At 65.0% G+C, this 23,584-nt stretch carries 21 protein-coding genes; 18 read left to right on the top strand and 3 right to left on the bottom strand.

Annotated elements, in window-relative coordinates; all coding sequences use genetic code 11:
- The 12 genes from bchB to hemA are packed head-to-tail and all read left to right on the top strand — an operon-like array spanning nt 1 to nt 13,343.
- A complete protein-coding gene (bchB, locus tag G570_RS11305; RefSeq protein ID WP_037502410.1) occupies nt 1–1,536 on the top strand; it encodes a ferredoxin:protochlorophyllide reductase (ATP-dependent) subunit B in 1,536 nt (511 codons plus the stop codon).
- Nucleotides 1,526–5,068, top strand: coding sequence for a magnesium chelatase subunit H (locus tag G570_RS11300; protein WP_084607683.1), 3,543 nt, complete (start codon nt 1,526–1,528; stop codon nt 5,066–5,068). Before bchB ends, G570_RS11300 begins: the two co-directional genes overlap by 11 nt.
- A 10-nt stretch (nt 5,069–5,078) precedes the next feature.
- Nucleotides 5,079–5,975 carry a ferredoxin:protochlorophyllide reductase (ATP-dependent) iron-sulfur ATP-binding protein gene (gene bchL / locus G570_RS11295; protein WP_037502406.1) on the top strand — a complete coding sequence of 299 codons (897 nt, stop codon included), beginning with the start codon at nt 5,079–5,081 and terminating at the stop codon, nt 5,973–5,975.
- The gene (gene bchM / locus G570_RS11290; RefSeq protein ID WP_037502404.1) at nt 5,975–6,676 is read left to right on the top strand and encodes a magnesium protoporphyrin IX methyltransferase; all 702 of its coding nucleotides are present in this window, start codon (nt 5,975–5,977) and stop codon (nt 6,674–6,676) included. The genes bchL and bchM overlap by 1 nt, the downstream gene beginning before the upstream one ends.
- A 38-nt stretch (nt 6,677–6,714) precedes the next feature.
- Entirely contained in the window at nt 6,715–8,097 is a 1,383-nt protein-coding gene (locus G570_RS11285) for a BCD family MFS transporter (protein ID WP_342665239.1), read from the top strand.
- Between the two features lie 21 nt (nt 8,098–8,118).
- On the top strand, nt 8,119–8,883 hold the full coding sequence (puhA, locus tag G570_RS11280; protein ID WP_037502399.1) for a photosynthetic reaction center subunit H: 765 nt from the start codon (nt 8,119–8,121) through the stop codon (nt 8,881–8,883).
- A complete protein-coding gene (gene puhB / locus G570_RS11275) occupies nt 8,880–9,494 on the top strand; it encodes a photosynthetic complex putative assembly protein PuhB (RefSeq protein WP_037502396.1) in 615 nt (204 codons plus the stop codon). The genes puhA and puhB overlap by 4 nt, the downstream gene beginning before the upstream one ends.
- On the top strand, nt 9,491–9,976 hold the full coding sequence (puhC, locus tag G570_RS11270) for a photosynthetic complex assembly protein PuhC (RefSeq protein WP_037502395.1): 486 nt from the start codon (nt 9,491–9,493) through the stop codon (nt 9,974–9,976). Before puhB ends, puhC begins: the two co-directional genes overlap by 4 nt.
- Nucleotides 9,973–10,257, top strand: a complete 285-nt coding sequence (locus G570_RS11265) for a hypothetical protein (RefSeq protein ID WP_037502393.1) — start codon at nt 9,973–9,975, stop codon at nt 10,255–10,257. Before puhC ends, G570_RS11265 begins: the two co-directional genes overlap by 4 nt.
- Entirely contained in the window at nt 10,254–11,318 is a 1,065-nt protein-coding gene (gene acsF, locus G570_RS11260) for a magnesium-protoporphyrin IX monomethyl ester (oxidative) cyclase (RefSeq protein WP_037502391.1), read from the top strand. The genes G570_RS11265 and acsF overlap by 4 nt, the downstream gene beginning before the upstream one ends.
- Nucleotides 11,312–12,121 carry a putative photosynthetic complex assembly protein PuhE gene (puhE, locus tag G570_RS11255; RefSeq protein WP_037502389.1) on the top strand — a complete coding sequence of 270 codons (810 nt, stop codon included), beginning with the start codon at nt 11,312–11,314 and terminating at the stop codon, nt 12,119–12,121. Before acsF ends, puhE begins: the two co-directional genes overlap by 7 nt.
- Before the next feature lies 1 nt (nt 12,122).
- Entirely contained in the window at nt 12,123–13,343 is a 1,221-nt protein-coding gene (gene hemA / locus G570_RS11250; RefSeq protein WP_037502386.1) for a 5-aminolevulinate synthase, read from the top strand.
- A 62-nt stretch (nt 13,344–13,405) separates the two neighbouring features.
- Here the strand turns inward: hemA and G570_RS11245 are convergent, their stop codons facing one another.
- Entirely contained in the window at nt 13,406–13,939 is a 534-nt protein-coding gene (locus G570_RS11245) for a c-type cytochrome (RefSeq protein ID WP_037502384.1), read from the bottom strand.
- A 202-nt stretch (nt 13,940–14,141) separates the two neighbouring features.
- Between G570_RS11245 and G570_RS11240 the strand changes: the two genes are divergently transcribed.
- Genes G570_RS11240 through bchO form a run of 4 tightly spaced genes read left to right on the top strand, consistent with a single transcriptional unit; the run spans nt 14,142 to nt 19,052 of the window.
- Nucleotides 14,142–15,413, top strand: a complete 1,272-nt coding sequence (locus G570_RS11240) for a DUF3422 domain-containing protein (RefSeq protein WP_037502381.1) — start codon at nt 14,142–14,144, stop codon at nt 15,411–15,413.
- Between the two features lie 46 nt (nt 15,414–15,459).
- On the top strand, nt 15,460–16,461 hold the full coding sequence (bchI, locus tag G570_RS11235) for a magnesium chelatase ATPase subunit I (RefSeq protein ID WP_037502380.1): 1,002 nt from the start codon (nt 15,460–15,462) through the stop codon (nt 16,459–16,461).
- Nucleotides 16,458–18,134, top strand: coding sequence for a VWA domain-containing protein (locus G570_RS11230; protein WP_051504371.1), 1,677 nt, complete (start codon nt 16,458–16,460; stop codon nt 18,132–18,134). The genes bchI and G570_RS11230 overlap by 4 nt, the downstream gene beginning before the upstream one ends.
- A 9-nt stretch (nt 18,135–18,143) precedes the next feature.
- A complete protein-coding gene (gene bchO / locus G570_RS11225) occupies nt 18,144–19,052 on the top strand; it encodes an alpha/beta fold hydrolase BchO (protein ID WP_037502378.1) in 909 nt (302 codons plus the stop codon).
- Between the two features lie 21 nt (nt 19,053–19,073).
- Here the strand turns inward: bchO and G570_RS11220 are convergent, their stop codons facing one another.
- Nucleotides 19,074–20,237, bottom strand: a complete 1,164-nt coding sequence (locus G570_RS11220) for a S41 family peptidase (protein ID WP_051504369.1) — start codon at nt 20,235–20,237, stop codon at nt 19,074–19,076.
- A gap of 141 nt (nt 20,238–20,378) precedes the next feature.
- Between G570_RS11220 and G570_RS13790 the strand changes: the two genes are divergently transcribed.
- A complete protein-coding gene (locus tag G570_RS13790; protein ID WP_156930436.1) occupies nt 20,379–20,519 on the top strand; it encodes an entericidin EcnAB in 141 nt (46 codons plus the stop codon).
- A gap of 73 nt (nt 20,520–20,592) precedes the next feature.
- Nucleotides 20,593–20,733, top strand: coding sequence for a hypothetical protein (locus G570_RS13885; protein WP_169731755.1), 141 nt, complete (start codon nt 20,593–20,595; stop codon nt 20,731–20,733).
- A gap of 62 nt (nt 20,734–20,795) precedes the next feature.
- Here G570_RS13885 and G570_RS11215 read toward each other — a convergent pair whose 3' ends face one another.
- Nucleotides 20,796–23,507 carry a DEAD/DEAH box helicase family protein gene (locus tag G570_RS11215; protein ID WP_169731754.1) on the bottom strand — a complete coding sequence of 904 codons (2,712 nt, stop codon included), beginning with the start codon at nt 23,505–23,507 and terminating at the stop codon, nt 20,796–20,798.
- Nucleotides 23,508–23,584: the final 77 nt, after the last annotated feature.

Here is a 23,584-nt window from a genome sequence, read left to right as displayed (position 1 = left end):
ATGCAGCTCTCCGTATGGACCTACGAAGGACCGCCCCACGTCGGGGCGATGCGCGTGGCGACCGCGATGGAGGGCATGCATTACGTCCTGCACGCGCCGCAGGGCGATACCTATGCCGACCTGTTGTTCACGATGATCGAACGGCGCGGCAAGCGGCCACCGGTCACCTACACCACCTTCCAGGCGCGCGACCTTGGCAGCGACACCGCAACGCTTTTCCAGGACGCGGCACGCGACGCGATCAAGCGGTTCCAGCCGCAGGCGCTGATGGTCGGCGCGTCCTGCACCGCCGAACTGATCCAGGACGATCCGGCCGGTCTCGCCGAAGCGATGGACCTGTCGTGCCCGGTCATCCCGCTTGAATTGCCGAGCTACCAGCGCAAGGAAAATTGGGGCGCAGCGGAAAGCTTCTACCAGATCGTTCGCAAGCTGGCCGATCCGGCGATAGGGCCGGCGCCGACGGAGGGCCGTCGCCCGCTCGCCAATCTTCTCGGACCCAGCGCGCTTGGTTTCCGTCATCGTGACGATGTGATCGAAGTGACGAGGCTGCTCGACGGACTTGGCATCGACGTGAATGTCGTTGCGCCGCTTGGCGCTTCGCCTGCCGACATCTCGCGGCTGGGTGCGGCGGATTTCAACATCGTCCTTTATCCCGAAATCGGCGGGGAGGCAGCGCGCTGGCTGGAGCGGACATTCCGTCAGCCGAGCGTGCGCACCGTCCCCATCGGCGTCGGCGCAACCTGCGATTTCATCCGCGAAGTCGCGGCCCTGGCGGACGTCGATCCCGAACCTGCACTGGCCGACGTGTCGTCACGCCTGCCGTGGTGGAGCCGGTCGGTCGATTCCACTTATCTTACGGGCAAGCGCGTCTTCATCTTCGGCGACGCGACCCATGCCGTCGCGGCCGCGCGCATCGCCAGTGAAGAACTCGGTTTCGAGGTCTGCGGGCTGGGTTGTTACAACCGCGAATTCGCCCGCGAACTGCGCGAGGCTGCGGCGCGCTACGGCGTCGAGCCGCTGATCACCGACGACCATCTGGCGGTCGAAGACGCCATCGCTTCCGCCTCGCCCGAACTGGTGCTGGGCACCCAGATGGAACGGCACATCGCAAAGCGGCTGGGCCTGCCATGCGCAGTTATCTCCGCGCCGGTCCATGTGCAGGATTTTCCCGCTCGCCATAGCCCGCAAATGGGTTTCGAAGGCGCCAATGTGATCTTCGACACCTGGGTCCACCCGCTGGTGATGGGGCTGGAAGAACATCTGCTGACGATGTTCCGCGACGATTTCGAATTTTCGGATGACGCAGGCGCATCGCACCTTGCCGCGCATGCGCCGCGCAAGGCTGAGCCGGTTGTCGAAGTGGTAACGCCCAGCACCGCCGGCTGGACCGACGAGGCCGAGCGCGAACTCCGCAAAATTCCTTTCTTCGTGCGCGGTAAGGCGCGGCGGAACACTGAATTGTTCGCCGCCGCCGAGGGCCGCGCGCAAATCGACCTCGTCACCCTTTACGATGCCAAGGCGCATTATGCCCGCTAGTCGGCTCCCCCCGGTCCGCGTCGTCATCGTGACGCTGGACAATCACCTGAAAGGGGCGGTGGACCGCGCCAACGCGACGCTGTCGCGCGACAATATCCACCTTTGCCTCCATGCCGCCGCCGACTGGGATCGCGACAGCGCGAACCTTGAGGCGACGAGGAAAGATGTTGCCGGGGCGGACATCGTCATCGCGACGATGCTGTTCCTCGACGATCATGTGCGTAGCATTCTTCCCGCGCTTGAGGCGCGACGGGACGGCTGCGACGCGATGATCGGTCTGATGGCGGCGAGCGATATCGTCCGCCTCACCCGCCTCGGCAACTACCGTATGGACGCGCCCGCCAAGGGTCCGCTGGCGCTGCTCAAGAAATTGCGCGGGTCGAAGAAGCCGGGGATGAATTCGGGCGCGGGGCAGATGCGGATGCTGCGCCGCCTGCCCAAGATCCTGCGCTTCATCCCAGGCACTGCGCAGGACGTCCGCGCCTATTTCCTGACGCTGCAATATTGGCTGGCGGGATCGGAAGCCAATGTGGTGGCGATGGTGCGCGCACTGGTCGACCGCTATGCCGACGGCGAGCGGCTGTCGCGGCGCGGTGCAACCCCGGCCGACACACCGATCGAATATCCCGAAATGGGCGTCTACCACCCGCGCACCGACCAGCGCATGTCGGAAAGCCTGCGCCTGCTGCCGCGCCGCAAGGGCGCCAACGGCACGGTCGGCTTGCTGATGCTGCGGTCATACCTGCTCGGCTACGATGCCGCCCATTACGACGGCGTCATCGCGGCGATGGAGCGCGCCGGGCTGAACGTCATTCCAGCCTTTGCCAGCGGCCTCGATGCCCGCCCGGCGATCGACAAATTTTTCGTCGCCAACGGCCGCCCGCAGGTCGATGCGATCGTCAACCTGACCGGTTTCTCGCTGGTCGGCGGCCCGGCCTACAATGACAGCGAAGCGTCGGTCGCGACGCTGGCGGCCCTGGACCTGCCCTACATCGCGGCGCACGCCATCGAATTCCAGACGATCGAGGAATGGCGCGAGCGGCGGCAGGGGTTGCTGCCGCTTGAAACGACGATGATGGTGTCGCTCCCAGAGCTCGACGGTTCGATCTGTCCAAGCGTCTTTGGCGGCCGCAGCGATCGTGAAGGCGGGTCGCTGCGGGCGATGCACGGCGATCCGGAACGGGCGGATGCGCTGGCGGCAAAGACCGTCAAGCTGATCGCCCTGCGCCGCGCTGAAAGGGCACAGCGCAAGCTCGCGGTAGTGCTGTTCAACTTCCCGCCCAACAGCGGCGCCACGGGCACCGCGGCTCACCTGGCAGTCTTTGAATCGCTTCACGCAACGCTGACGAGGTTGGCGGCGGAAGGCTATTCGGTCGACGTGCCCGACAGCGTCGATGCACTGCGTGACACGATCCTTCGCGGCAATGCCGATCGCTACGGCATGGACGCCAATGTCGCCGCCTCGATCGCCGCCGACGACCATGTCCGCCGCGAACCGCACCTCGCCGCGATCGAAGCGCAATGGGGTCCGGCGCCAGGTCGCCAGCAAAGCAGCGGCAGCCATATCCATGTTCTGGGCGCACGGCTCGGGAATGTGTTCGTCGGTATCCAGCCCGCCTTCGGTTACGAAGGCGATCCGATGCGCCTCCTGTTCGAAGGCGACTTCGCTCCGACACACGCTTTCGCCGCCTTCTACCGCTGGATCCGCCACGACTTCGGCGCTCACGCCGTGCTGCATTTCGGCACGCACGGCGCGCTGGAATTCATGCCGGGCAAGCAGGCTGGCCTGTCGGGCGATTGCTGGCCCGAACGACTGCTCGGCGACCTGCCGAACTATTATCTCTACGCGTCGAACAATCCGTCGGAAGGAATCCTCGCAAAGCGGCGGTCGGCGGCGACGCTGATCAGCTATCTGACTCCGCCGCTGGCGCAGGCCGGACTTTACAAGGGCTTCGCGGATCTGAAGGCCAGCGTCGAGCGCTGGCGCAGCACACCGGACGGCACTGAGCGCGAGGCGCTGGCCGGGCTGATCGCCGAGCAATGTGCCGCACTCGACATCGACGGCAGCGATGTCGCGGCGCTTGGCGAGCATCTCTACGAGCTGGAGCGCACACTGATCCCGCACGGTCTTCATGTCTTCGGCCAGTCGCCGCAGGGCAGCGAGCGGGCGGGCCTCGTCGATGCCATGGTGGGCGCAGATCCGGACGCCGACCGCGCCGAGATCGAACGCAAGCTCGACCAGTGCGACGAACTGGGTGCGCTGATACACGCGCTCGACGGCGGCTATGTGAAGCCGGTGGCGGGGGGCGATGTCCTTGCAAACCCGGACGTTCTGCCGACCGGCCGCAACATCCACGGTTTCGACCCGTTCCGTATCCCGAGCCGCTTTGCGTTCGATCAGGGCCGGGTGCAGGCCGAAAGCCTGATCGCCCGCCACCTCGCCAGTGGCCAGTCTTTCCCCGAAAGCCTGGCGATGGTGCTGTGGGGCACCGACAACATGAAGAGCGAAGGCGTCCAGATCGCCCAGGCGCTCACGCTGATCGGCGCCCGTCCGCGGTTCGACGGCTATGGTCGCCTCGCCGGGGCAGAACTCATCCCGCTGGCTGAACTCGGGCGCCCGCGGATCGATGTCGTTGTGACCCTTTCGGGCATCTTCCGCGACTTGCTGCCGCTCCAGACGCGCATGATCGCAGAGGCCGCCTGGCTGGCGTCGAATGCTGACGAACCGGTCGAAGCAAACTTCGTCCGCAAGCACAGCCTGGCGCACCAGGCCGCCCATGATTGCGACCTCGAAACCGCCGCCTTGCGCGTCTTTTCCAACGCCGAAGGTGCTTATGGCGCCAACGTCAACATGCTGATCGACGGCGGCGTTTGGACCGACCCCGACGAGCTCGCCAACGCCTTCGAAACCCACAAGGGCTTTGCCTATGGCGTGCGCGGCAATCCGGTGCAGCAGCGCGAACTTTTGCGCAGCGCCCTCGCCGATGTCGAATTCACCTACCAGAACCTCGAAAGCGTCGAAGTCGGCATCACCGACCTAGACCAATATGTCGACGGGCTGGGCGGAATCAGCCGTTCCGTGGCCCGGGCGCGGGGCGGCAAGGAAGCGCCGATCTACATCCTCGACGCGACGCAGGGCACGACCGCGGTGCGCACGCTGGCCGAACAGATCGACCTCGAAACCCGTACCCGCACGCTCAATCCGAAATGGTATGAAGGGATGCTTCGCCACGGCTTCGAAGGCGTCCGCCACATCGAAGGCCACGTCACCAACACCATGGGCTGGTCCGCCACGACTGGCCAGGTCGCGCCCTGGGTCTACCAGAAGATCAGCGAGACCTTCGTGCTCGATGCCGAGATGCGCCAGCGGCTGGCCGCGCTCAACCCGGTGAGTTCGGCGCGCGTCGCCAACCGCCTGCTCGAAGCATGCGACCGGCATCTGTGGGAACCCGATGAAGCAACGCTCGCCGCCCTGCGGCTGGCGAGCGACGACCTCGAAGATCGCCTCGAAGGCGTGATCGCGGCGGAATGAGGAGCAAGCGATGAACCTGATCAATCCCAGCACCACCTTCGCGCCGGCCGACGGCGAAGGGTCGGTCCAGGTCAAGCTCGACCCCAACGACAAGATCAAGGGCGCCAAGGTATTCGCGGTTTACGGCAAGGGCGGGATCGGCAAGTCGACCACTTCGTCCAATCTCTCCGCCGCTTTTTCCAAGCTCGGTCATCGCGTCCTGCAGATCGGCTGCGATCCCAAGCACGACAGCACCTTCACGCTGACCAAAAAGCTGATGCCGACGGTGATCGACGTGCTCGAAACCGTCGAATTCCACAGCGAGGAACTGCGGCCCGAAGACTATATGTTCGAAGGCTATAACGGCGTGATGTGCGTTGAGGCGGGCGGGCCGCCGGCCGGTACGGGCTGCGGCGGTTACGTCGTCGGCCAGACCGTCAAACTGCTCAAGCAGCACCACCTGCTCGAAGACACCGATGTCGTCATCTTCGACGTCTTGGGCGACGTGGTGTGCGGCGGGTTCGCCGCGCCCTTGCAGCATGCCGAGCGCGCGCTGGTCGTTGCCGCCAACGACTTCGACAGCATCTTCGCGATGAACCGGATCGTCGCCGCGATCGGCGCCAAGGCCAAGAATTACGACGTGCGGCTGGCGGGTGTCATTGCCAACCGGTCCGCCCAGACCGACGAGATCGACCGCTTCAGCGATGCGATCGGCATGCGGCGGCTGGCCCATTTCAAGGACGTCGACGCCATCCGCCGCTCGCGGCTGAAGAAATGCACCCTGTTCGAAATGGATGACTCGCCCGAGGTGAAGGCGGCGCAGGAAGAATATGTGCGCCTCGCTGAGCTGCTTTATGCCGGCGTCGATCCCGTCGAAGCGCGCCCAATGAAGGACCGCGACATCTTCGATTTCCTGGGGTTCGAATGATGGCGAGCCGGGCTGACACCAGCTACCACCATCGCCGCGACCGGCTGGCGACCTATTTCGACAGCACGGCGCGCAAGGCCTGGATCGACCTGACCTCCGACGTGAAGGTCAGCGGCATCCGCGCCACCGTCCGCGCCGGGCGCGAGGACATGCGCAACACGCTGCTCGGCTGGTTGCCGCCGGAACTTTGCCGATCGACGTTGCTCGATGCCGGGTGCGGCACCGGCGCACTCAGCGTCGATGCGGCGTGCCGCGGCGCAGAAGTGACCGCCGTCGACGTCGCCAGCGGGCTCGTCGACATTGCGCGCGAACGGGCGCCGTCGTTCCTCGGTCATGGCAAGATCGACTGGAAGGTCGGCGACATGCTCGACTCGGCGCTGGGCGAATTCGACCATGTCGTGGCGATGGATTCCCTGATCCATTATTCGCCAGACGATATGGTCGACGCGATTGCCAAGCTCGCCCGTCGCTGCCGCAAATCGCTGCTGTTCACCTTCGCGCCCAAGACGCCCCTGCTGACCGCCATGCACAATGTCGGCAAGCTATTCCCGCGCGGCAACCGGTCGCCTGCAATCGTCCCGGTCAGCGAGGTGCGGCTGCGCGAGCGGCTGTCGAGCCTGTCCGAATGGCGGGTGCAGCGCGACCATCGCGTGACGACCGGCTTCTACATGTCGCACGCGTTCGAACTGGTGAGGCGCTGATGGCGTCGAGCGCCCGCCTTTCTGCGAAATGGAGCCGGGTGGCGACCGCCTGGCTGCCGTTCGCGGACGCGGCGAGCGCCGAGCTGCCCCTGTCGCGCCTGCTGCGCCTGTCGCTGTTCCAGGTCAGCGTCGGCATGGCGATGGTGCTGCTGAACGGCACGCTCAACCGCGTGATGATCGTCGAGCTGGGCCTGCCGACCTGGCTGGTTGCGTTGATGATCGCGATGCCCCTGCTGTTCGCGCCGTTCCGCGCGCTGGTCGGCTACAAATCCGATACGCACCGGTCCCTGCTCGGCTGGCGGAGGGTGCCTTACATCTGGTTCGGTACGATGATGCAGTTCGGCGGGCTCGCGATCATGCCCTTTGCGCTGCTGCTGATGGGAGCGGCCGATACCTTTGCGGTTGGCGCAGGGGCGAGCGGACTGGCCTTCATCCTGACCGGCGCCGGCTTCCACACCACCCAGACCGCGGGCCTCGCGCTGGCAACCGACCTCGCGCCCGGCGACAAACGGCCCCGTGCGGTCGCGTTGCTTTACGTCATGCTGCTGGTCGGCATGATGATCGCGGCATTCGTCATCGGCCGCCTGCTCGCCGACTTCAGCCCGACCCGCCTCGTCCAGATCGTCCAGGGTGCAGCGGCGCTGACCTTCGTCATCAACGTCATCGCCCTGTGGAAGCAGGAAGCGCGGCAGCCGCTGATGGAAGCCGAAGAGGCACCGTTGTTTGGCGACGCGTGGCGCGACTTCGTTGCGCTGCCGCGAGTCAAGCGGCTGCTGACCGCCATCGGCCTCGGCGCGGCCGCCTTTGCCATGCAGGACGCGCTGCTCGAACCCTATGGCGGCGAAGTCCTGGGCCTGTCAGTCGGGCAAACCACTGGGCTGACCGGTGCCTGGGCGCTCGGCACTCTCGGCGGTTTCGCCTTTGCCGCCCGATTCCTCGATGGCGGCACCGATCCGCTGCGGATCGCCGGGTTCGGCCTGTTGAGCGGGATCGGCGCCTTCCTGACGGTCATCTTCGCCGCACCGCTCGGCCAACCGGCGCTTGTCGGTGTCGGCGCTTTGGCCATCGGCCTCGGCGTCGGCCTCTTTTCGGTCGGAACATTGGTCGAAGCCATGTCGCTGTCGACGCGCAGTGCGGCAGGTCTCGCACTCGGCGCATGGGGTGCGGTGCAGGCCAGCGCGGCGGGCCTCGCCATCGCCCTTGGCGGCATCTTGCGCGACCTCGTGTCGAATGCCGCGCTTGGCGGATCGCTGGGCGCGATCCTGGCCAGCCGGGCGACCGGTTACGGCGCGGTCTACGGGCTTGAAATCATCTTGTTGCTGGTCGCCATCGTGGCGCTCGGCCCCCTGGTCGGACGCGTCCGTGACGGCGCGGCCTTCGGTAGTGCAGGCCGCTTCGGCCTTACCCAGTTTCCCACCTGAGCATCGGGAAAGGAAGTTGTGATGAATGACGGCTACATTGTGGGGACGATCGATCTCGCCGCGCTGGCGCTTTACGCCTTCGCGCTGTTTTTCCTTTGCCTCGTGTTCTGGCTACGCCGCGAAGATCGGCGCGAAGGCTATCCGCTCGAAGACGAGCTGACGGGCGCGATCGAAACCGTCGGCGGGCCGCTGCACAGCGCCAGCACAAAGTCATTCGCCCTGCCGTTCGGGCGCGGCACGGTGACCGCCCCGACCAAGGGCCGCGAGCCGGTGGACATTTCCGCCGAGCGCTATGAAAATTTCGGTGGCGCGCCCTATGTGCCGCTCGGCAATCCTTTCTTCGCTGGCGTCGGCCCAGGAGCATTCGCCGAGCGCGCAAAATGGCCTGACCAAGATGCGCACGGCAATCCGCGCATCGTCCCCATCGGCAGTGCCGACGGCATCCATGTCGCCAGCCGCAGCGTCGATCCGCGCGGCCTTCCGGTGTATGGCGCAGACGGCGCCAAGGCCGGGACCGTGTCCGACCTGTGGGTCGACCGCGCGGAACATATCATCCGCTACCTGGCGGTCGACACCGGCGGCGGAAGCGTGCTTGCACCGATGGCGATGGCCGTCGTCAAGCGCGACCGGGTGGTCGTCGACGCGATCAACGCGGCCGATTTCGCCGCCGCGCCCAAGCCCGCGGCCGCGGACCAGATTACCCGCAACGAGGAAGAGCGGATCGTCGCCTATTTCGGCACCGGTTACCTGTACGCCAATGCCGACCGGATGGGGCCGCTGGTATGACCGAATATGATCATGAACCGATCCGCGGCCTGCCCGGCGACCTGCCGGCGGGCGAGCGGATCATCTGGCAGGGCGCGCCCGACCGACGTCTGTTCGTGCGAAGCGCGCTGTTCGGACGCTGGGTCGGTGGCTATTTCGCGCTGCTGACCCTGCTTGCTCTTACGCAGGGAAGCCTGCTCGGCGCGGCGGCGACGGCGGTGGCGGGCATGGTCCTGATTGGCCTGCTCAACCTGTTCGCGTTCCTGGTCGCGCGCACCACCGTCTATACGCTCACCAACCGCCGGATTGTGCTCAGGATCGGCGTGGCACTGAACAAGTGCATCAACCTTCCGCTCAGCCATGTCGGCGCGGCCGACCTGCGTCAGCTGGCGGGCGATGCGGGCGATATCGCGCTGACGCTGACCGGGCCGAGGCGTATCGGTTACGCCATGCTGTGGCCGCATGCGCGTCCGTTCAAATTCGGCGCGCCGCAGCCGATGCTGCGTGCCTTGCCGGACGCGCAGCGCGTCGCGGCCTTGCTGGCCCGCGCATCGGCCGCAATCGGCCCGATCGAGCGGGCGGACCAGCCCATGACCTCGGCGTCGGCCGGGCTGCAGGAGGCGGCGGCATGAGCCTTGCCCACGACCATGCCAACACCGTTCCGCGGCCGGCGCTGATCATGGCCGGTAGCCTGGTCGTCTTCTCCTTGATGCTCGCCGCGTCGGTCCAGCTGGGACTGGCACCGCGATCGGCCGTGCCCGGCGTCGAACGCGCCGATGCGCATGTTGCCGAGGTCGAAAGCCGCCTGCTGTCGTTCAGGGACCAGCCCGACGGTTCCGTCCGGATCGTCGACGCGTCGAGCGGAGCGGACGTGCTGACGGTGGTCGGCGAAAAGGACGGCGGCGGCTTCATCCGCGGCGTGCTGCGCGGACTTGCGCGCGACCGCCGCATGCGCGGCATCGGTGCAGAACCGCCGTTCGAACTTGCGCTGTGGCAGGACGGCGCACTGTCGCTGACCGACCGCGCCACCGGACGGACGATCGAGCTGGGAAGCTTCGGTCCGGACAATCGCGCCGCCTTTGCCAGGTTGCTGCCGAAGGGCGCCACCGCATGAACCGCCGGTTCGACATACCCTGCCGTATCGCGATCGAGCAGAGCGAGGAGCATTTCCACGCCCATGTCGAACTCGACGGCGACATCCCTATCTATCCCGGCGACCGCGTCCGCGTGCACGGCGACCCGGTGCAGGTCCGCTTTGGCGAGAGCGTGATCTTCGATCGCATGGCAACGGTTACGCGCGCCGGACCGCTGCAGCGCGCCTGGACCAAGATCGCCGCCTATTTCGACCTCGGCGAACTCTACGAGGTCAGCTTCACATCAGGGAGGCTCAAATGAACGCCCATGCCGCGATTGCCGCAAAGCCCGATACCCAGGCGATGGCGAATCAGGACACGGTGCTGAGCCCGCGGTTCTACACGACCGATTTCAAGAAACTGGACGCGGTCGACGTGTCGCCGGTCCGGGCCGAATGGGATCGGTTGATCGCCGACATGCTGGCCGACCCGAACAAATATCATTTTCGCAGGGACGCGAGTTTCGATGGGGTCATTGAAGCGCTGGAGCCTGGACTGCGCGCCGAATTCACCGACTTTCTGGTCAGTTCGCTGACGTCGGAATTTTCGGGCTGCATCCTCTACGCCGAAATTGCCCGGCGGGCGAAAAACCCGGACGTGAAGCAATTGTTCAAGCTGCTCGCCCGGGACGAAAGCCGACATGCCGGCTTCATCAACGAAACGCTGAAGGATGCAGGGATCGGTATCGACCTCAGCTTCCTGACGAGGACGAAGAAATATACCTTCTTCAAGCCGAAGTTCATTTTCTACGCGGTCTATCTGTCGGAAAAGATCGGCTACGCTCGGTACATCACCATCTACCGGCATCTCGCTGCCCATCCCGAACAGCGTTTCCACCCGATTTTCCAATGGTTCGAAAATTGGTGCAACGACGAGTTCAAGCATGGCGAGGCGTTCGCGATGCTGATGCGGTCGGATCCGAAGCTGCTCACCGGATTGAACAGGCTGTGGGTGCGCTTCTTCCTGCTGTCTGTCTATGCGACCATGTATGTGCGGGACCATGCACGGCCGGTGTTCCACGCCGCGCTGGGGCTCGATCCCACCGATTACGACTATCGCGTCTTTGCCATCTGCAATCAGATCTGCCGCCAGGTTTTTCCGGTCGAACTGGACATCGAAGATCCGCGCTTCCGCCGCAACATGGACCGGCTGCTCGCCGCGTCTCGCCGGATCGAGGAGGGCAAGGGTCAGGGCGGCATCGGCGGTGCGGTGAAGCGCGTGACCGGGCTGGCGGGCGTCGCGGCCGGCCTCGTCCGCCTCTACTTCCAGCCGACGCGCAAGAATGAACTGCCGCAGAGCATCAGGCTGCAACCGGCGTGGTAAGCTGGAGCGGCCATATCCTGCCGGTCCTGCTGACCGTTGCGATCTGGTTTTTCGCCACGGGCCTCATCGCCTGGCTCGACAATCGCGAACGCGAAACCTTTCCGCGCAGCCTGATGGCGGCCGGGGTCGTCGGAATATTGGGCCTGTGCACCGTCTTCGTCGCGATACAGTCGACCGGCGCGACGGCCGTCTACGCCTCGTTCATCGGGGCGATCATGGTCTGGTCGTGGCATGAAGTTGGCTTCCTGACCGGCGCTGTCACCGGTCCGCGTCGCCAGCCGTGCGGTAGCGGCGCAACCGGCTGGGACCGCTTTTCCCAAGCCGCCTCGACGTTGGCGCATCATGAAATCGCGCTGGCGCTGACCGCATTGCTGCTCATCTCGCTCAGCTGGAATGCGGCCAACCAGATCGCGGCGATGACCTTCGCGCTGCTCTACGGCCTCAGGCTCAGCACGAAGCTCAACATTTTTTCCGGCGTTCCGAATACGGCAACCGACATCCTGCCGCCGCATCTCGCCTATCTCAAAAGCTATTACGGCCCCAACCGGCTCGGCCTGCTGTTGCCGCTTTCGACGGTCGCGACGGTGTGGCTGGCAGTATGGCTCGGCTCGGCCGCCTACCGATCGCCGCCGGGCAGCGGCGACGCGATCGGCGCCAGCCTGCTGTTCGCGCTGGCGGCGCTTGGCGCGCTTGAACATCTTTTCCTGGCCCTGCCGTTCCGCGACGGCGCCTTGTGGGGCTGGGCGCTGCCCCGGGCGGGCAGAAAATCATTCGATACATTCGCGACGGAAGAGGACCGCTGACATGGATTTCGAACGCTATTTCCGCGAAGAACTGGACGCCGTCCGCGAAGAAGGCCGGTACCGTGTCTTCACCGAGATAGAACGCCATCGCGGCGCCTTTCCCGCGGCCACCCGCTACGTCGACGGCGAAACGCGGCCCGTCACGGTATGGTGTTCGAACGACTATCTCGGCATGGGTCAGCATCCGGTGGTCATCGACGCGATGCACAAGGTGCTCGATCAGTGCGGCGCGGGGGCGGGGGGTACGCGCAACATCTCCGGCACCAACCATCACCATGTCCTGCTCGAACGCGAGCTCGCCGACCTTCACGGCAAGGAAGCGGCGTTGCTGTTCACCTCGGGCTATGTCTCCAACTGGGCGGGCCTCGGCACGCTTTGTTCGCGCATTCCGGGCTGCGTGGTTTTCTCCGACGCGCTCAACCATGCCTCGATGATCGAAGGCATTCGCCATTCGCGCGCGGAGCGGAGGATCTGGGCGCACAACGACCCTGCGGACCTCGACCGCCAGTTGTCCGAATATGGCCCCGACGTGCCCAAGCTGGTCGCGTTCGAAAGCGTCTATTCGATGGACGGCGACATCGCCCCGATCGCAGAGATCCTCGACGTCTGCGAAAAACATGGCGCGATGAGTTATATCGACGAAGTTCATGCGGTCGGTCTGTACGGGCCTCGCGGCGGCGGCGTCGCCGAACGCGAAGGGTTGATGGACCGCATCACGGTGATCGAAGGGACGCTCGGCAAGGCTTTCGGCGTGATGGGCGGCTACATCGCCGCATCGGCCGACCTGGTCGACTTCGTCCGGACATTCGCCAGCGGATTCATTTTCTCGACCGCGCTGCCGCCGGCCGTGGCGGCTGGCGCCTGCGCAAGCATCCGCCATTTGAAGGAAAGCAACGTCGAGCGGGAATCGCAGCGTGACCGGGTCGCGACCGTGCGGCGCAAGCTGGACATGCTGGGCATCCCCCACTTGCCCAACCCCAGCCACATCATTCCGGTGATGGTCGGCGATGCGCACAAGGCAAAGCGGATCAGCGACTGGCTGATGGACAACCATGGCATCTATGTGCAGCCGATCAATTACCCGACCGTGCCCCGCGGGACCGAGCGACTCCGCATCACGCCGTCGCCCGTGCACAGCGACGGCGACATCGAACGGCTGATCGACGCCCTCAGCGATATCTGGTCGCAATGCGAACTGGCGCGGCGGGCCGTCGCCGCCTGAGCGCAAAAGGAAAGGGCGCGGACCGCACGGTCCACGCCCTTACTTTTCCTGCTGCCCGAGGCTTATTTGCCGCCGGTCTTGAGGTAGGCAATCACGTCGGCACGATCCTGCCCCTTGGACAGGCCAGCGAAGGCCATCTTCGTACCCGGAACCACGCGCTGCGGGTTTTCGAGATACTGATAGAGCTTTTCAGGCGTCCAAGTGATGCCGCTGTTCTTGTTGGCCGCCGAGTAGGCATAGCCGGCGACAGAACCCGAGTGGCGTCCGACGACGCCGGCCAGCGACGGACCGATTTTGTTCACGCCTTCTTCGATCGCGTGACAGGCTTGGCACTGGGTGAAGATTACCTTGCCGTGCGCGGCGTCGCCGGTGAGGTCGGCCAGCTTGGTGCCGTCGATGGTATCGGTGGAATCCGCCGTCGGCGCAGCCGCGGGGGTGGCGGCCGGTGCGGCAGGCGCGGCCGTCGCATTGGCGTCGGTCGCGGCGGGCGTTTCACTGGTGTTGGTGGATGCTTGTTGTTCGCTTCCCCCGCCGCCACATGCGGCAAGGAGGGTGGTCGCTGCAGCAACGCCGAAAATGCGCCAGTAGGTCCTCATAGGAATTTACCTTTCCTCTCCACGAACTTTTCCGGAAAACGACTCGTAAGGGTGGCAACGTCCGATGCTTGGGTTGGTGCCGCGCGAAAGTCAAAATATGCGTTGCCGCCCAATAGTGTTGCAAAGCTGCAATGGACGGAGGGCCGACGCTATCTGCCAACAATGCTATCCGTCCGGCAGATTGGCCTGAAAGGCAGGTGTCATGCGCGACCATGACTTGCGTCGGCGGGCTGTCGGCGAAATGCATTTGCGGCGCTGGCCGTTGCTGCCGGTGCCCTGCCTTATCGTGCAATGGATATTGTTGCTCGACGCGGCGGAACGCTCGGCAGAGCGGGAGTTGCTCCTGCCGCGCAGCAATCCCGAGGCGGTCTCGGACAACCCTTCGCATCTGGAGGGCGAGCTTGGCCCGGGAATTCGCTTCGCCTGGGAACGGCACAGCGAGGGCAGCAGCTTCAGCCTGTTCTGCACGAATGCGAACGGTGACGATTTTGTGGATCCGTTCCGCAACCCGCCGCTGGCCAAAGCGATCCGCTGGGCCGAATCATTGCCGGGCGACGTCGTGCGCAGCACGCGCATCTGGATCGCAGCCACCGACGCGGACGCGGAAAAGCTGTTGCCCGCGCTTTACCTCAACACCGACGAACTCGTGTCCTGCCATATCGGTGGAGCCATTCGCATGTGGTCCGACTTCCGCCTGAAGGATGACGGCTTCGGTCGGTTGCTGCTCGCTGCAAACGGAGCCGACCGACGCGACGTGACGCGGCAGGTCCAGCGCCTTCAGGAGCTGGGAAACTATCGCAACCGCGCGCTGCTGGGCCTCCCCATCGCGCAACGCTACTGGCCCCAGCTCGACGCTGCTGAAGACCGGTTGCGCACCCTGGCGGCAAGGGTCGCGGACAGCGACGAGCGTGACGACGCGCTGCTGGATTCGCTCACCGTCCTCTCGCTCGAACTTGCCACTATCTCGACCGCCATCGACTTCCGCATGGACGCGACCAAGGCCTATGCCCAGCTGGTGGAAGAAAGGCTCGAGCAAGTCGACGGCCGCCCGATCGACGGGTTCGCATCGCTCGCGGACTTTACCCAGCGGCGTTTTCGGCCCGCGATCAACACCTGTCTTTCAACCACGCACCGGGTGACGCGGCTTGCCGTCCGGGCGGAACAATTGTCATCGCTGCTCCGCGCCCGGATCGAAACGCGCATCGAGAACCAGAATGCGCAGCTGCTTCGATCGATGGAGCGCAGCGTGTCGATGCAGGTGCGGTTGCAGCAGCTGGTCGAAGGGTTGTCGGTGGTCGCGCTCAGCTATTATCTGCTCGGGTTGATCGCCTACGTGCTGAAAGGCTTGCCGGAAGGCGCATTGGGAATCGGCAAGGACGTGCTGCTCGCCATTCTGGTCGTTCCGTTGATGGGGCTGATCTGGCTGGTCACCACATTGGTCAAGAAGCGGCTTCTGCACGACCAGCCCAGCTGAATTCGCGCTGGACTGGACGCGCTTACTTGTCCACATTGATTGACAGATGGTCCGCTTTCCCTTCTCCGCCATAGTCGGCCAGGACGAAATGAAGCTGGCGTTGCTGATCGCGGCGGTCGATCCGGCGATCGGCGGGGTGATGGTCTTCGGCGACCGCGGTACCGGAAAGTCCACCGCCGCCCGTGCGCTGGCCGGGCTGCTTCCACCAATCGATGTAGTGGCTGACTGCCGCTACGGCTGTGCACCCGGCCAGCAGGGCAGCTGCCCAGACCCGTGCACGTCGACAAAAAGCCGCAAGCAGGCCGTGCCGTTCGTCGACCTTCCGCTCGGTGCGACCGAGGACCGGGTGGTGGGATCGCTCGACCTGGAAAAGGCGCTGCGGTCCGGCGAGAAAAGCTATGAACCGGGATTGCTGGCCAAGGCCCATCGCGGTTTCCTTTACGTCGACGAGATCAACCTGCTCGAAGACCATATCGTCGACCTGCTGCTCGACGTCGCCGCATCGCGCGAAAATGTGGTCGAGCGCGAAGGGCTGTCGGTGCGCCACCGCTCGAGTTTCGTTCTCGTGGGCAGCGGCAATCCGGAGGAAGGCGAACTCCGTCCGCAGCTGCTCGATCGGTTCGGCGTGTCGGTCGAGGTAAGGACCCCGCAAGACATCGGTCAGCGGGTCGAGATCATGCGCCGCTGCGCGGCATTCGAACAGGATGCAGAAGCCTTTGCGAACTCGTGCGCCTCGGACGAGCAGCAGGTCCTCAAGCAAATCGCGCGGGGTCAGAAGAAACTTCCCGACATGGCGGTTCCCGACGAAGTCTTGGCCGATGCCGCGCGCCTGTGCAGCGCCGTGGGGGCCGACGGCCTGCGCGGCGAGCTGACGTTGATGCGCGCCGCCCGTGCCCTCGCCGCGCTGCAGGGCGCGAAGGCGGTAAGGCGTCAGCATGTCATCGCCGTTGCGCCGATGGCGCTGCGTCATCGCCTGCGTCGAGACGTGCTCGACGAGACGGGCTCGACGGCCCGCATCACCCGCGCGATCGACGAGCTGTTCGGGTGACCGATATCGCGGCCAAGGCGTCTCCGTCGGACGACGCCCGGCTTGCGCTCCAACTGCTTGCGATTGCGCCAGCTCTTGGCGGGGCCTGCCTTCACGGCGGATGGCCTTTGCGCGAGCAGCTGGTCGAAGACGCGCGACAATCCTTCCCGGCCGCCATGCCGTTGCGACGCTTGCCGCCAAACCTCGATCCCGAACGGCTTCATGGAGGGATCGACCTGGTGGCGAGCCTGGCCGCCGCAAAGCCGGTGTGGGCATCGGGACTCCTCGGCGAAGCGGCAGGCGGCGTGATCGAGGTGCCGATGGCAGAGCGGATGGCGCCTGCGATCGCCGGACCGCTGGCCCAGTTTCTCGATAACCGAAGCGAACGGGAAGGCGCCGTGCTGCTGATGTTCGACGACAGCGCAGCCGATGACGGGCGACCGCCCGCCGCACTGCTCGACCGCGTCGCATTCGACATCGACCTTGGTGGTGCAATGCCGGACGATCGAACGGAAGCGCGTGGCGACCCGCTCCGCCTCGACGAGGTCGAATTGCTGGATGGCGACCAACGAAGAACACTTGTCGAACTGGCGAAGGCGCTGGGGGTCGATGCGCTGCGATCGCTCGCCTTCAGTGAAATTGCCGCCCGGGCCAATGCCGCCCTGCATGGCCGCACGACGGCTGAAGAGATCGACCTGCTGACGGCGGGGCGTCTGGTGCTGGGACCGCGCGCTACCCGCATTCCCCAGGCACCGCCGGAGGACGCGACATCACCGCCATCGTCCGACGAGCAAGAATCGTCGAGGCAGTCCGACACGCTGGACGCCCAAGACCTCAGCGTCGCTGCTGCCGCGGCGCTGATCCCGGCGAATCTGCTCAAGCAACTCGCCGACGGGCATGCAAATCGTCGCGGCAAGGCGGGCGGGAGTGGCAGGCGGGCACGGTCGGCCAGCCGGGGCCGGCCTTTGCCAAGCCGTCCGGGTTCGCCCCGGCTCGGTGCCCGGCTGGCGCTGATCGACACGCTGCGCGCTGCGGCACCATGGCAGGCTCTGCGGCGGCAGGAACGGCCCGATAGCGATGCCCGGCTGCAGGTACGAAAATCCGATCTCAGGGTCCGTCGCTTCGAGGAGCGATCAGTGGCGGTGACGATCTTTTGCGTCGACGCGTCGGGGTCGGCGGCGCATGCACGGCTGGCCGAAGCGAAGGGCGCCGTCGAGCGGTTGCTGGCGCAGGCCTATGTCACCCGCAGCGAAGTGGCGCTGGTCGCGTTTCGCGGGACGGGGGCGGACCTCATCCTTCCGCCGACACGGTCGCTGACCCGCGCGCGGCGGGCCCTGTCCGACCTGCCCGGCGGCGGTGGTACGCCGCTGGCGGCAGGGATCGGCCTGGCCCGCGCTGTCGGCGAACAAAGTGTCGGCAGGGGACGCAGCCCGTTGCTGGTATTGCTGACCGACGGAAGCGCCAATGTCGCGCTGGACGGCAGCGGAGACCGGGTTCGCGCCGGCGCCGACGCGCTGGCGGCGGCCAAATCGGTTGCCAGGTCAGGCATCGATACCTTGCTGATCGACATCTCCTTGCGGCCCCGTCCGGCGGCGGCCGAACTGGCGACGGCTATGGGCGCGCGTTGCATTCCGCTGCCGCAGGGGCGGGCGGACGCGATCGGCCAGGCAGTGCGCTCGGCCCAGGCCCGCTAGTCGCACCGCATGGGCGCACCGCTCAATTGGAATGTCGACGGTCGAAACTGGCCGCATCGCGACCAGAGCCGTTTCGTCGAGGTCGGCGGCATTCGTTGGCACATCCAGCAGATGGGTTCTGGCCCGGCGGTATTGCTGCTTCACGGCACCGGCGCATCATCGCATAGCTGGCGCGATGTCATGCCGCGACTGGCCGATCGGTTCACCGTGATCGCGCCGGACCTTCCGGGCCACGGCTTCACGACTGGCAGGCCGCGGCGCGGCCTGACGCTGCCGGGCATGGTCGCGGCGATCGATGATCTGTGTCACAATGTGTCGATGGAGCCATGCGCGCTGGTCGGTCACTCCGCGGGTGCTGCCATCGCCATGGGTTGGGGCCGGGCGCACCCCTCGCTGCCGGTCATCGGTTTCAATCCTGCGCTCATCCCGTTCGAAGGCGTGGCCCGGCAATTGTTTCCCGCCATGGCACGACTGTTCTTCCTCAATCCTTTCGTTTCGCGCCTGTTCGCTGCCCGGGCGAGGGTGCCGGGCGAAACCGATCGCTTCCTGCGCAAAGCGACGGGATCGGCGATCGATGCCGCAGGCCTGCGCTGCTACGAAACCCTGTTCGGCAACGACGTCCATTGCAGCGGTGCGTTGCAGATGATGGCGGGCTGGGACCTCGACGAACTTGAGCGCACATTTCCGACCATCGCAAATCCTGTTTTGCTCGTTCATTCGGCGGGTGACCGGGCCGTAGGCCTGTCGCCAGTGAAGCGCGCCGCCGGTGCCTTGTCCAACGCCGAACTGCAAATGCTCGGCGATCTCGGCCACCTGGCGCACGAGGAGGCACCGGATGCGGCGGTCGAGGCGATCGTCGATTTCCTGCAATCCGCCGCCCCCAAGGCGCGCGGCAAACGCACCCGCAAGCCCGCCTAGCGCGGCTTGATTGCGAACAATTTAATCGAGCGTCGGCTTGACCATCTCTGGCCTGAGCGTCGGCCAATCGATGACGAGGTCGGGCTGCTGGCCTTCGATTTCATTGATGCCGTCGCGGGTGAAGCGACTGCAGTTCGGGATCATCAGGTGCATCGAGACGGCGCGGAACGCGAAGGCCGACCCACCGTCCATATAGCCGCAGCCCGCGCCGGACGTCCGTTCCCCGCCCATCACCGCGCGGCGGTTGTCGCGTGCCCAGGTGATAAATTCTTCCGCAGCCGATGCGGTGCGATGGTCGGCGAGAATGGCCAGCGGTCCGCTCCACGCATTCTCGCCGGGCGATGCGGCGGTGGTTTCCTTGCGGATTCCGTCCTGATAGGCGGTGCAGCCGGGCTTCTCGCCCCGCCACAGTGACGAGCGGTCGCAGCTCGGGCCGACGCGGCGGGGCTCGTTGCGGGTGAGGGTGCCGGGGGCGAAGATGGTGATCGCCTCGCTGCTCCACTCGCTGCCGCCACCGTTGCGGCTGATGTCGATGACCAACCGCTTCATGCCGCGTTGCTGCAAGCTGTGGACAAGGCCGATCAGCTGGCGGTTGAGCGCTGCCCTCGTTGCCAGCTGCAGGTCGCGCTCGCTCGTTCCGGTCTTGGCGACCGCGGTGCAGGCCGTTCGATATTGATCTTCCCCGAAGGCCGGAATGCGGATGATGCCGATGTCGCCGATCAGCCCGGCCTGGAACGGCGCGGCACTGACCTCGATCCAGCCCGGCGCCGAAGGGTAGGGCAGGCGGGTGGCGGCCCGACCGTCTCGGTAACCGGCGGCATCGCATCCGCTGGCCGGCGCATCCGGCCCAGCCACCATGCTCGATGACGGAACGGCTTGCGCATCGGCCGCCGGCGGTCCGGCCCGCAGGTCGAGGTGCGGATCGTCGAACGCCTCGACCAGCTTCACGATCGCCAGCGTCGCGGCCGTGTCGTCCTCGGCCTTGTCCAGCATGTCGGTGATGAAGCTGTCGGCACCCTTCAGATTGATGCCGCGATGATCGACTTGCCAGTCGAAATTGGCGTAATTCTGCGCCAGCGCAACCTTGAGCCGCGCATAATCCGCCTTCCACACCGCCTTGTCGAATGCCGCGCCGGGCGTGGCGACGGAAACGGCTAGCGCCGCGATAAGCCAACGTACTGTCATGCTATGATAATACACCAACTGGATCGGCTGGCAATCGGAAGGGTGGTGAGCGCTGAAAATCGCAATCGGCGAACATTTCGCCGCCGTGATGGCACCTTCACGCGATTGCTGCGTTCGTTGGCCATCAGATAGGAGGACATTATGCTTCGCAAGGTTACCACCATGTTCCTGATCGCCAGCGCGGTCGCCATCACCGCCTGCAACACGGTCCGCGGCGCGGGCGAAGACGTGAAGTCGGTCGCCAATTGCACCGAAAACACGATCAACGGCGGCAACTGCTAATCCGTTTCGGCTAGACAACGGCTTCGTTGGCGGGCCATGGTTATCGCGTCATTCAAATAATGGAGCGATATTCATGGTCCGCAAATTGATGCCCGCCGCCGTCATCGGCCTGATGGTCGTGCTGGCCGCGTGCAACACGGTCCGCGGTGCCGGCGACGATTTAAAGTCGGCGGCAAACTGCACCGAAAACACCATTAATGGCGGCCGCTGCTAAACCCAGCGAAACGCCAGAGAAAGAGCCCCGCCGGATCGAGCCGCGCGGGGCTTTTTTGTAGTCTACATCCAAGCTGATCGCCGATCGACTCGACGCTGAAACCCTGCCGCAAGAGATTGGCCGCGTGCGCGCAGCAAGGCGCGCCGCCCATCGACGGTACGTGTAAACAGCAGCGTCGATGGCCCGACGTGCCGCTTCCACAGGCGGTGAAAGGCTTCGGCCCATTCCTTCCGTTGGGCGATACTTGCAGGAACCGCATGATAATCGAGGCGCCGCCAAGGTCCCCAGCCGCTGCGCCGTTCCAGCAGATAGCGCGGGTTTGCGACCGGACCCAATACCTCGCCAACCGCGTCCAGAACCATCCGCTCTTCCGCACGATTGAGCCCATCGACATAAATATCGACCTCACCGGATAGGTTTCGCACACCTATGACTTTGGCCGTTTCGATATCCCCGAAACTGAACTGGTCGGCCTCGGCCAAGCCCGAAAGCACAACTTTACCGACTTCGGCGACGCTTGATTCCAGCGTGCGATGCCTGATTGCCAACCACGACGCTTTCGCAAACCGAGGAAAGGCATAAATCCCGAATGCGATCGCCACCGCCGCAGCAAGATGCGCAGTGTCGGACGAAGGTGCCACGCGTAGTCCCTCATGCGCGGCGACCATTGCACCACCACTTGCCCCGCTGGCCGCCAGCCAGCGTAGCGTGTCGCGCCATGAAAGGTGACGCGGATCGTAATTCGCCTGCGCGATTTCGCGGACATGGGAACGCAGGGTGGCAGCGCCGATCGCTTGGTGCCATCGCCTAGCGATCGCCGGTCGATCGGCCGCCAGCGCCAGCGTCGCCCGATTGGCAGCTTCGATGTCGTTACCGTCCATTCCCAACCGTTCGAAACCCGAACGGATGTTTGGGTCACCGTGATTGGGGATCCCTTCGAAGGCCGCGAATCGCCGCTGCAGCAATTCCCAGTCCGAACGGATGAGGGTTGGCTCGTTCATGCTGCCCCATTCAAACCGATCGGCGATTTCGACCGGGGCGAGTTGGTCCACCGTCGCCAGGTGCCAAATGTTCGACACTTTCGCGGGCCGCTCGGGATCGATGCGGATAGCGCGGCCGCGCATCTGGTTCGACAGCATGTAGGCGGCGCTGTTGCTGGCCAGGACTAGGCTGTTAACCGACGGCGCGTCCCACCCTTCGCCGAGTAGCGCCTGTGTACCGACCAGCACGTTGATATGGCCCGCCTCGAACAAGTCGGTAATTATTTCGACGGCACAACCGTCAGCCGCACCCTCGAAATCTAGCTGCACGATGGAGGCCAAGCCAGGCAGCGAGGTCCGGCGAACCACCGCAGGAGATAGCCCCCGCTTCTCACATGCCCCCACCAAGGCAGCAGCGGCGTCGGTCGGAATGAGGACCAGCTTCCCGCTAAGCACTGCGATCCTAAGGCCGTTGATGGAGCTGCGGCGGAGTGCGTCGAAGATCGGCACGACGCCGATTTTCGACGGTCGGTAGTTCGGGGTGAATGATCGTGGAAATTCGTCTGTGCGCACATGGTCTGTCAGGATAACCAGGCGCAAATCCGTGCCTAGATTGGCAAATTCGGCGCGCGCGATGTCAACGATGCTGCCTAGTTTGGCGATGCTGCCCGCCATCAGGCTGAAGGTTGAGCGCGTTTCACCCAGGCAAACGTGCTGGCCTTCGATAAGTCCATGTTCGGCAAGGAACGGCTTCCACGATTTCAATCGTTCGGCAGCCGCCGGGAATATTTCGCTGTGGCTGAACAGGATCGCGTCAAGCAGCGTGGCGGTCCAGAAGGCAGAAGCGACCGGCAATTCATCGGCGCGAACGCCCAGCAGCTTGAGCGGAGCAGCGGGCAGGGGCCTGCTGCTGGACGCGATCAGTACAAGGATCGCCGAAAGTAATTCAGGGGCGTCAAGGATCGCTTCTACATGGGCTTCCGGAACGACCAGCCACGGGTGACGAAGCAGATCGTCGATCAATTGCTCGTCGGATCGGATTGCCCGCAGCAGTTCGCCGATCGTGTCCCTTCGGCGCTGCAACAAGTCGATGGTCGGCTGCTCCGGCTCGGAAAAATGAACATAGTCCTGGTGCGGACAAAGGTCGCCGTTGCGGACCAGTTCTGGCACGCCGATCTCAAGATCGATTGGACCGCATGCTTTCTGATAGCGGATCCATTCCGCATATGGTGCATCGTAGGGCGGTGTTGCCGTCAAAGCGACCACCGTCACGCCGGGTAATCGGTCGATCAGGGTTTGCAGCGCATGCCACCACTCGCGCCGAAGATGGTGACATTCGTCGAGCAGCAACGTGACCGGACCCGCCGCCGACGGCTGCTCGACGAATTGCGTAAAGCGCGACGGATCGGGGTCGGACCACAAGGCGTAAAGGGCTTGGTAGGTGGCGCAAGTGAGCGTCGACGATCGAACCAGGTGGGTCGAGGCCTCGGCCGCCGTTGGCTTCTCGCGAAGGAACATCGGGACTAGGCGCTCGATCCACTGATTGCGCACGGCGACCGTCGGCGCCAGCACAATCGCGGGCCGACCGATCCGCCTTATCAGCTCGAGGCCCAATATCGTTTTTCCCGAACCCGGTGCCGCCACGACGTGGATGCGGTCGTCGCAAATCAAACGTTCGAACTCATCGATCACGCGCTGCTGATAGTCGCGCCATTTGCCGGCGAAGCGCATTCGTTCGAACAAAGTCGGCGAAGCAGGAGAAGATGGCGCGGGGGCGCATTCGACGCTGGACATCGTGATGACATTGGATTGCGGGCCCGCCCGGCGCAACACGCAAAAAAAAGCCGCCGCCCGGGTCGGGCGACGGCCTT

Source organism: Sphingomonas jaspsi DSM 18422, assembly GCF_000585415.1.
In the GTDB taxonomy this organism is placed as follows: Bacteria; Pseudomonadota; Alphaproteobacteria; order Sphingomonadales; family Sphingomonadaceae; genus Sphingomicrobium; species Sphingomicrobium jaspsi.
The sequence above is the reverse complement of the archived record's forward strand: the minus strand, read 5'-3'. Positions and strand labels throughout refer to the sequence as shown.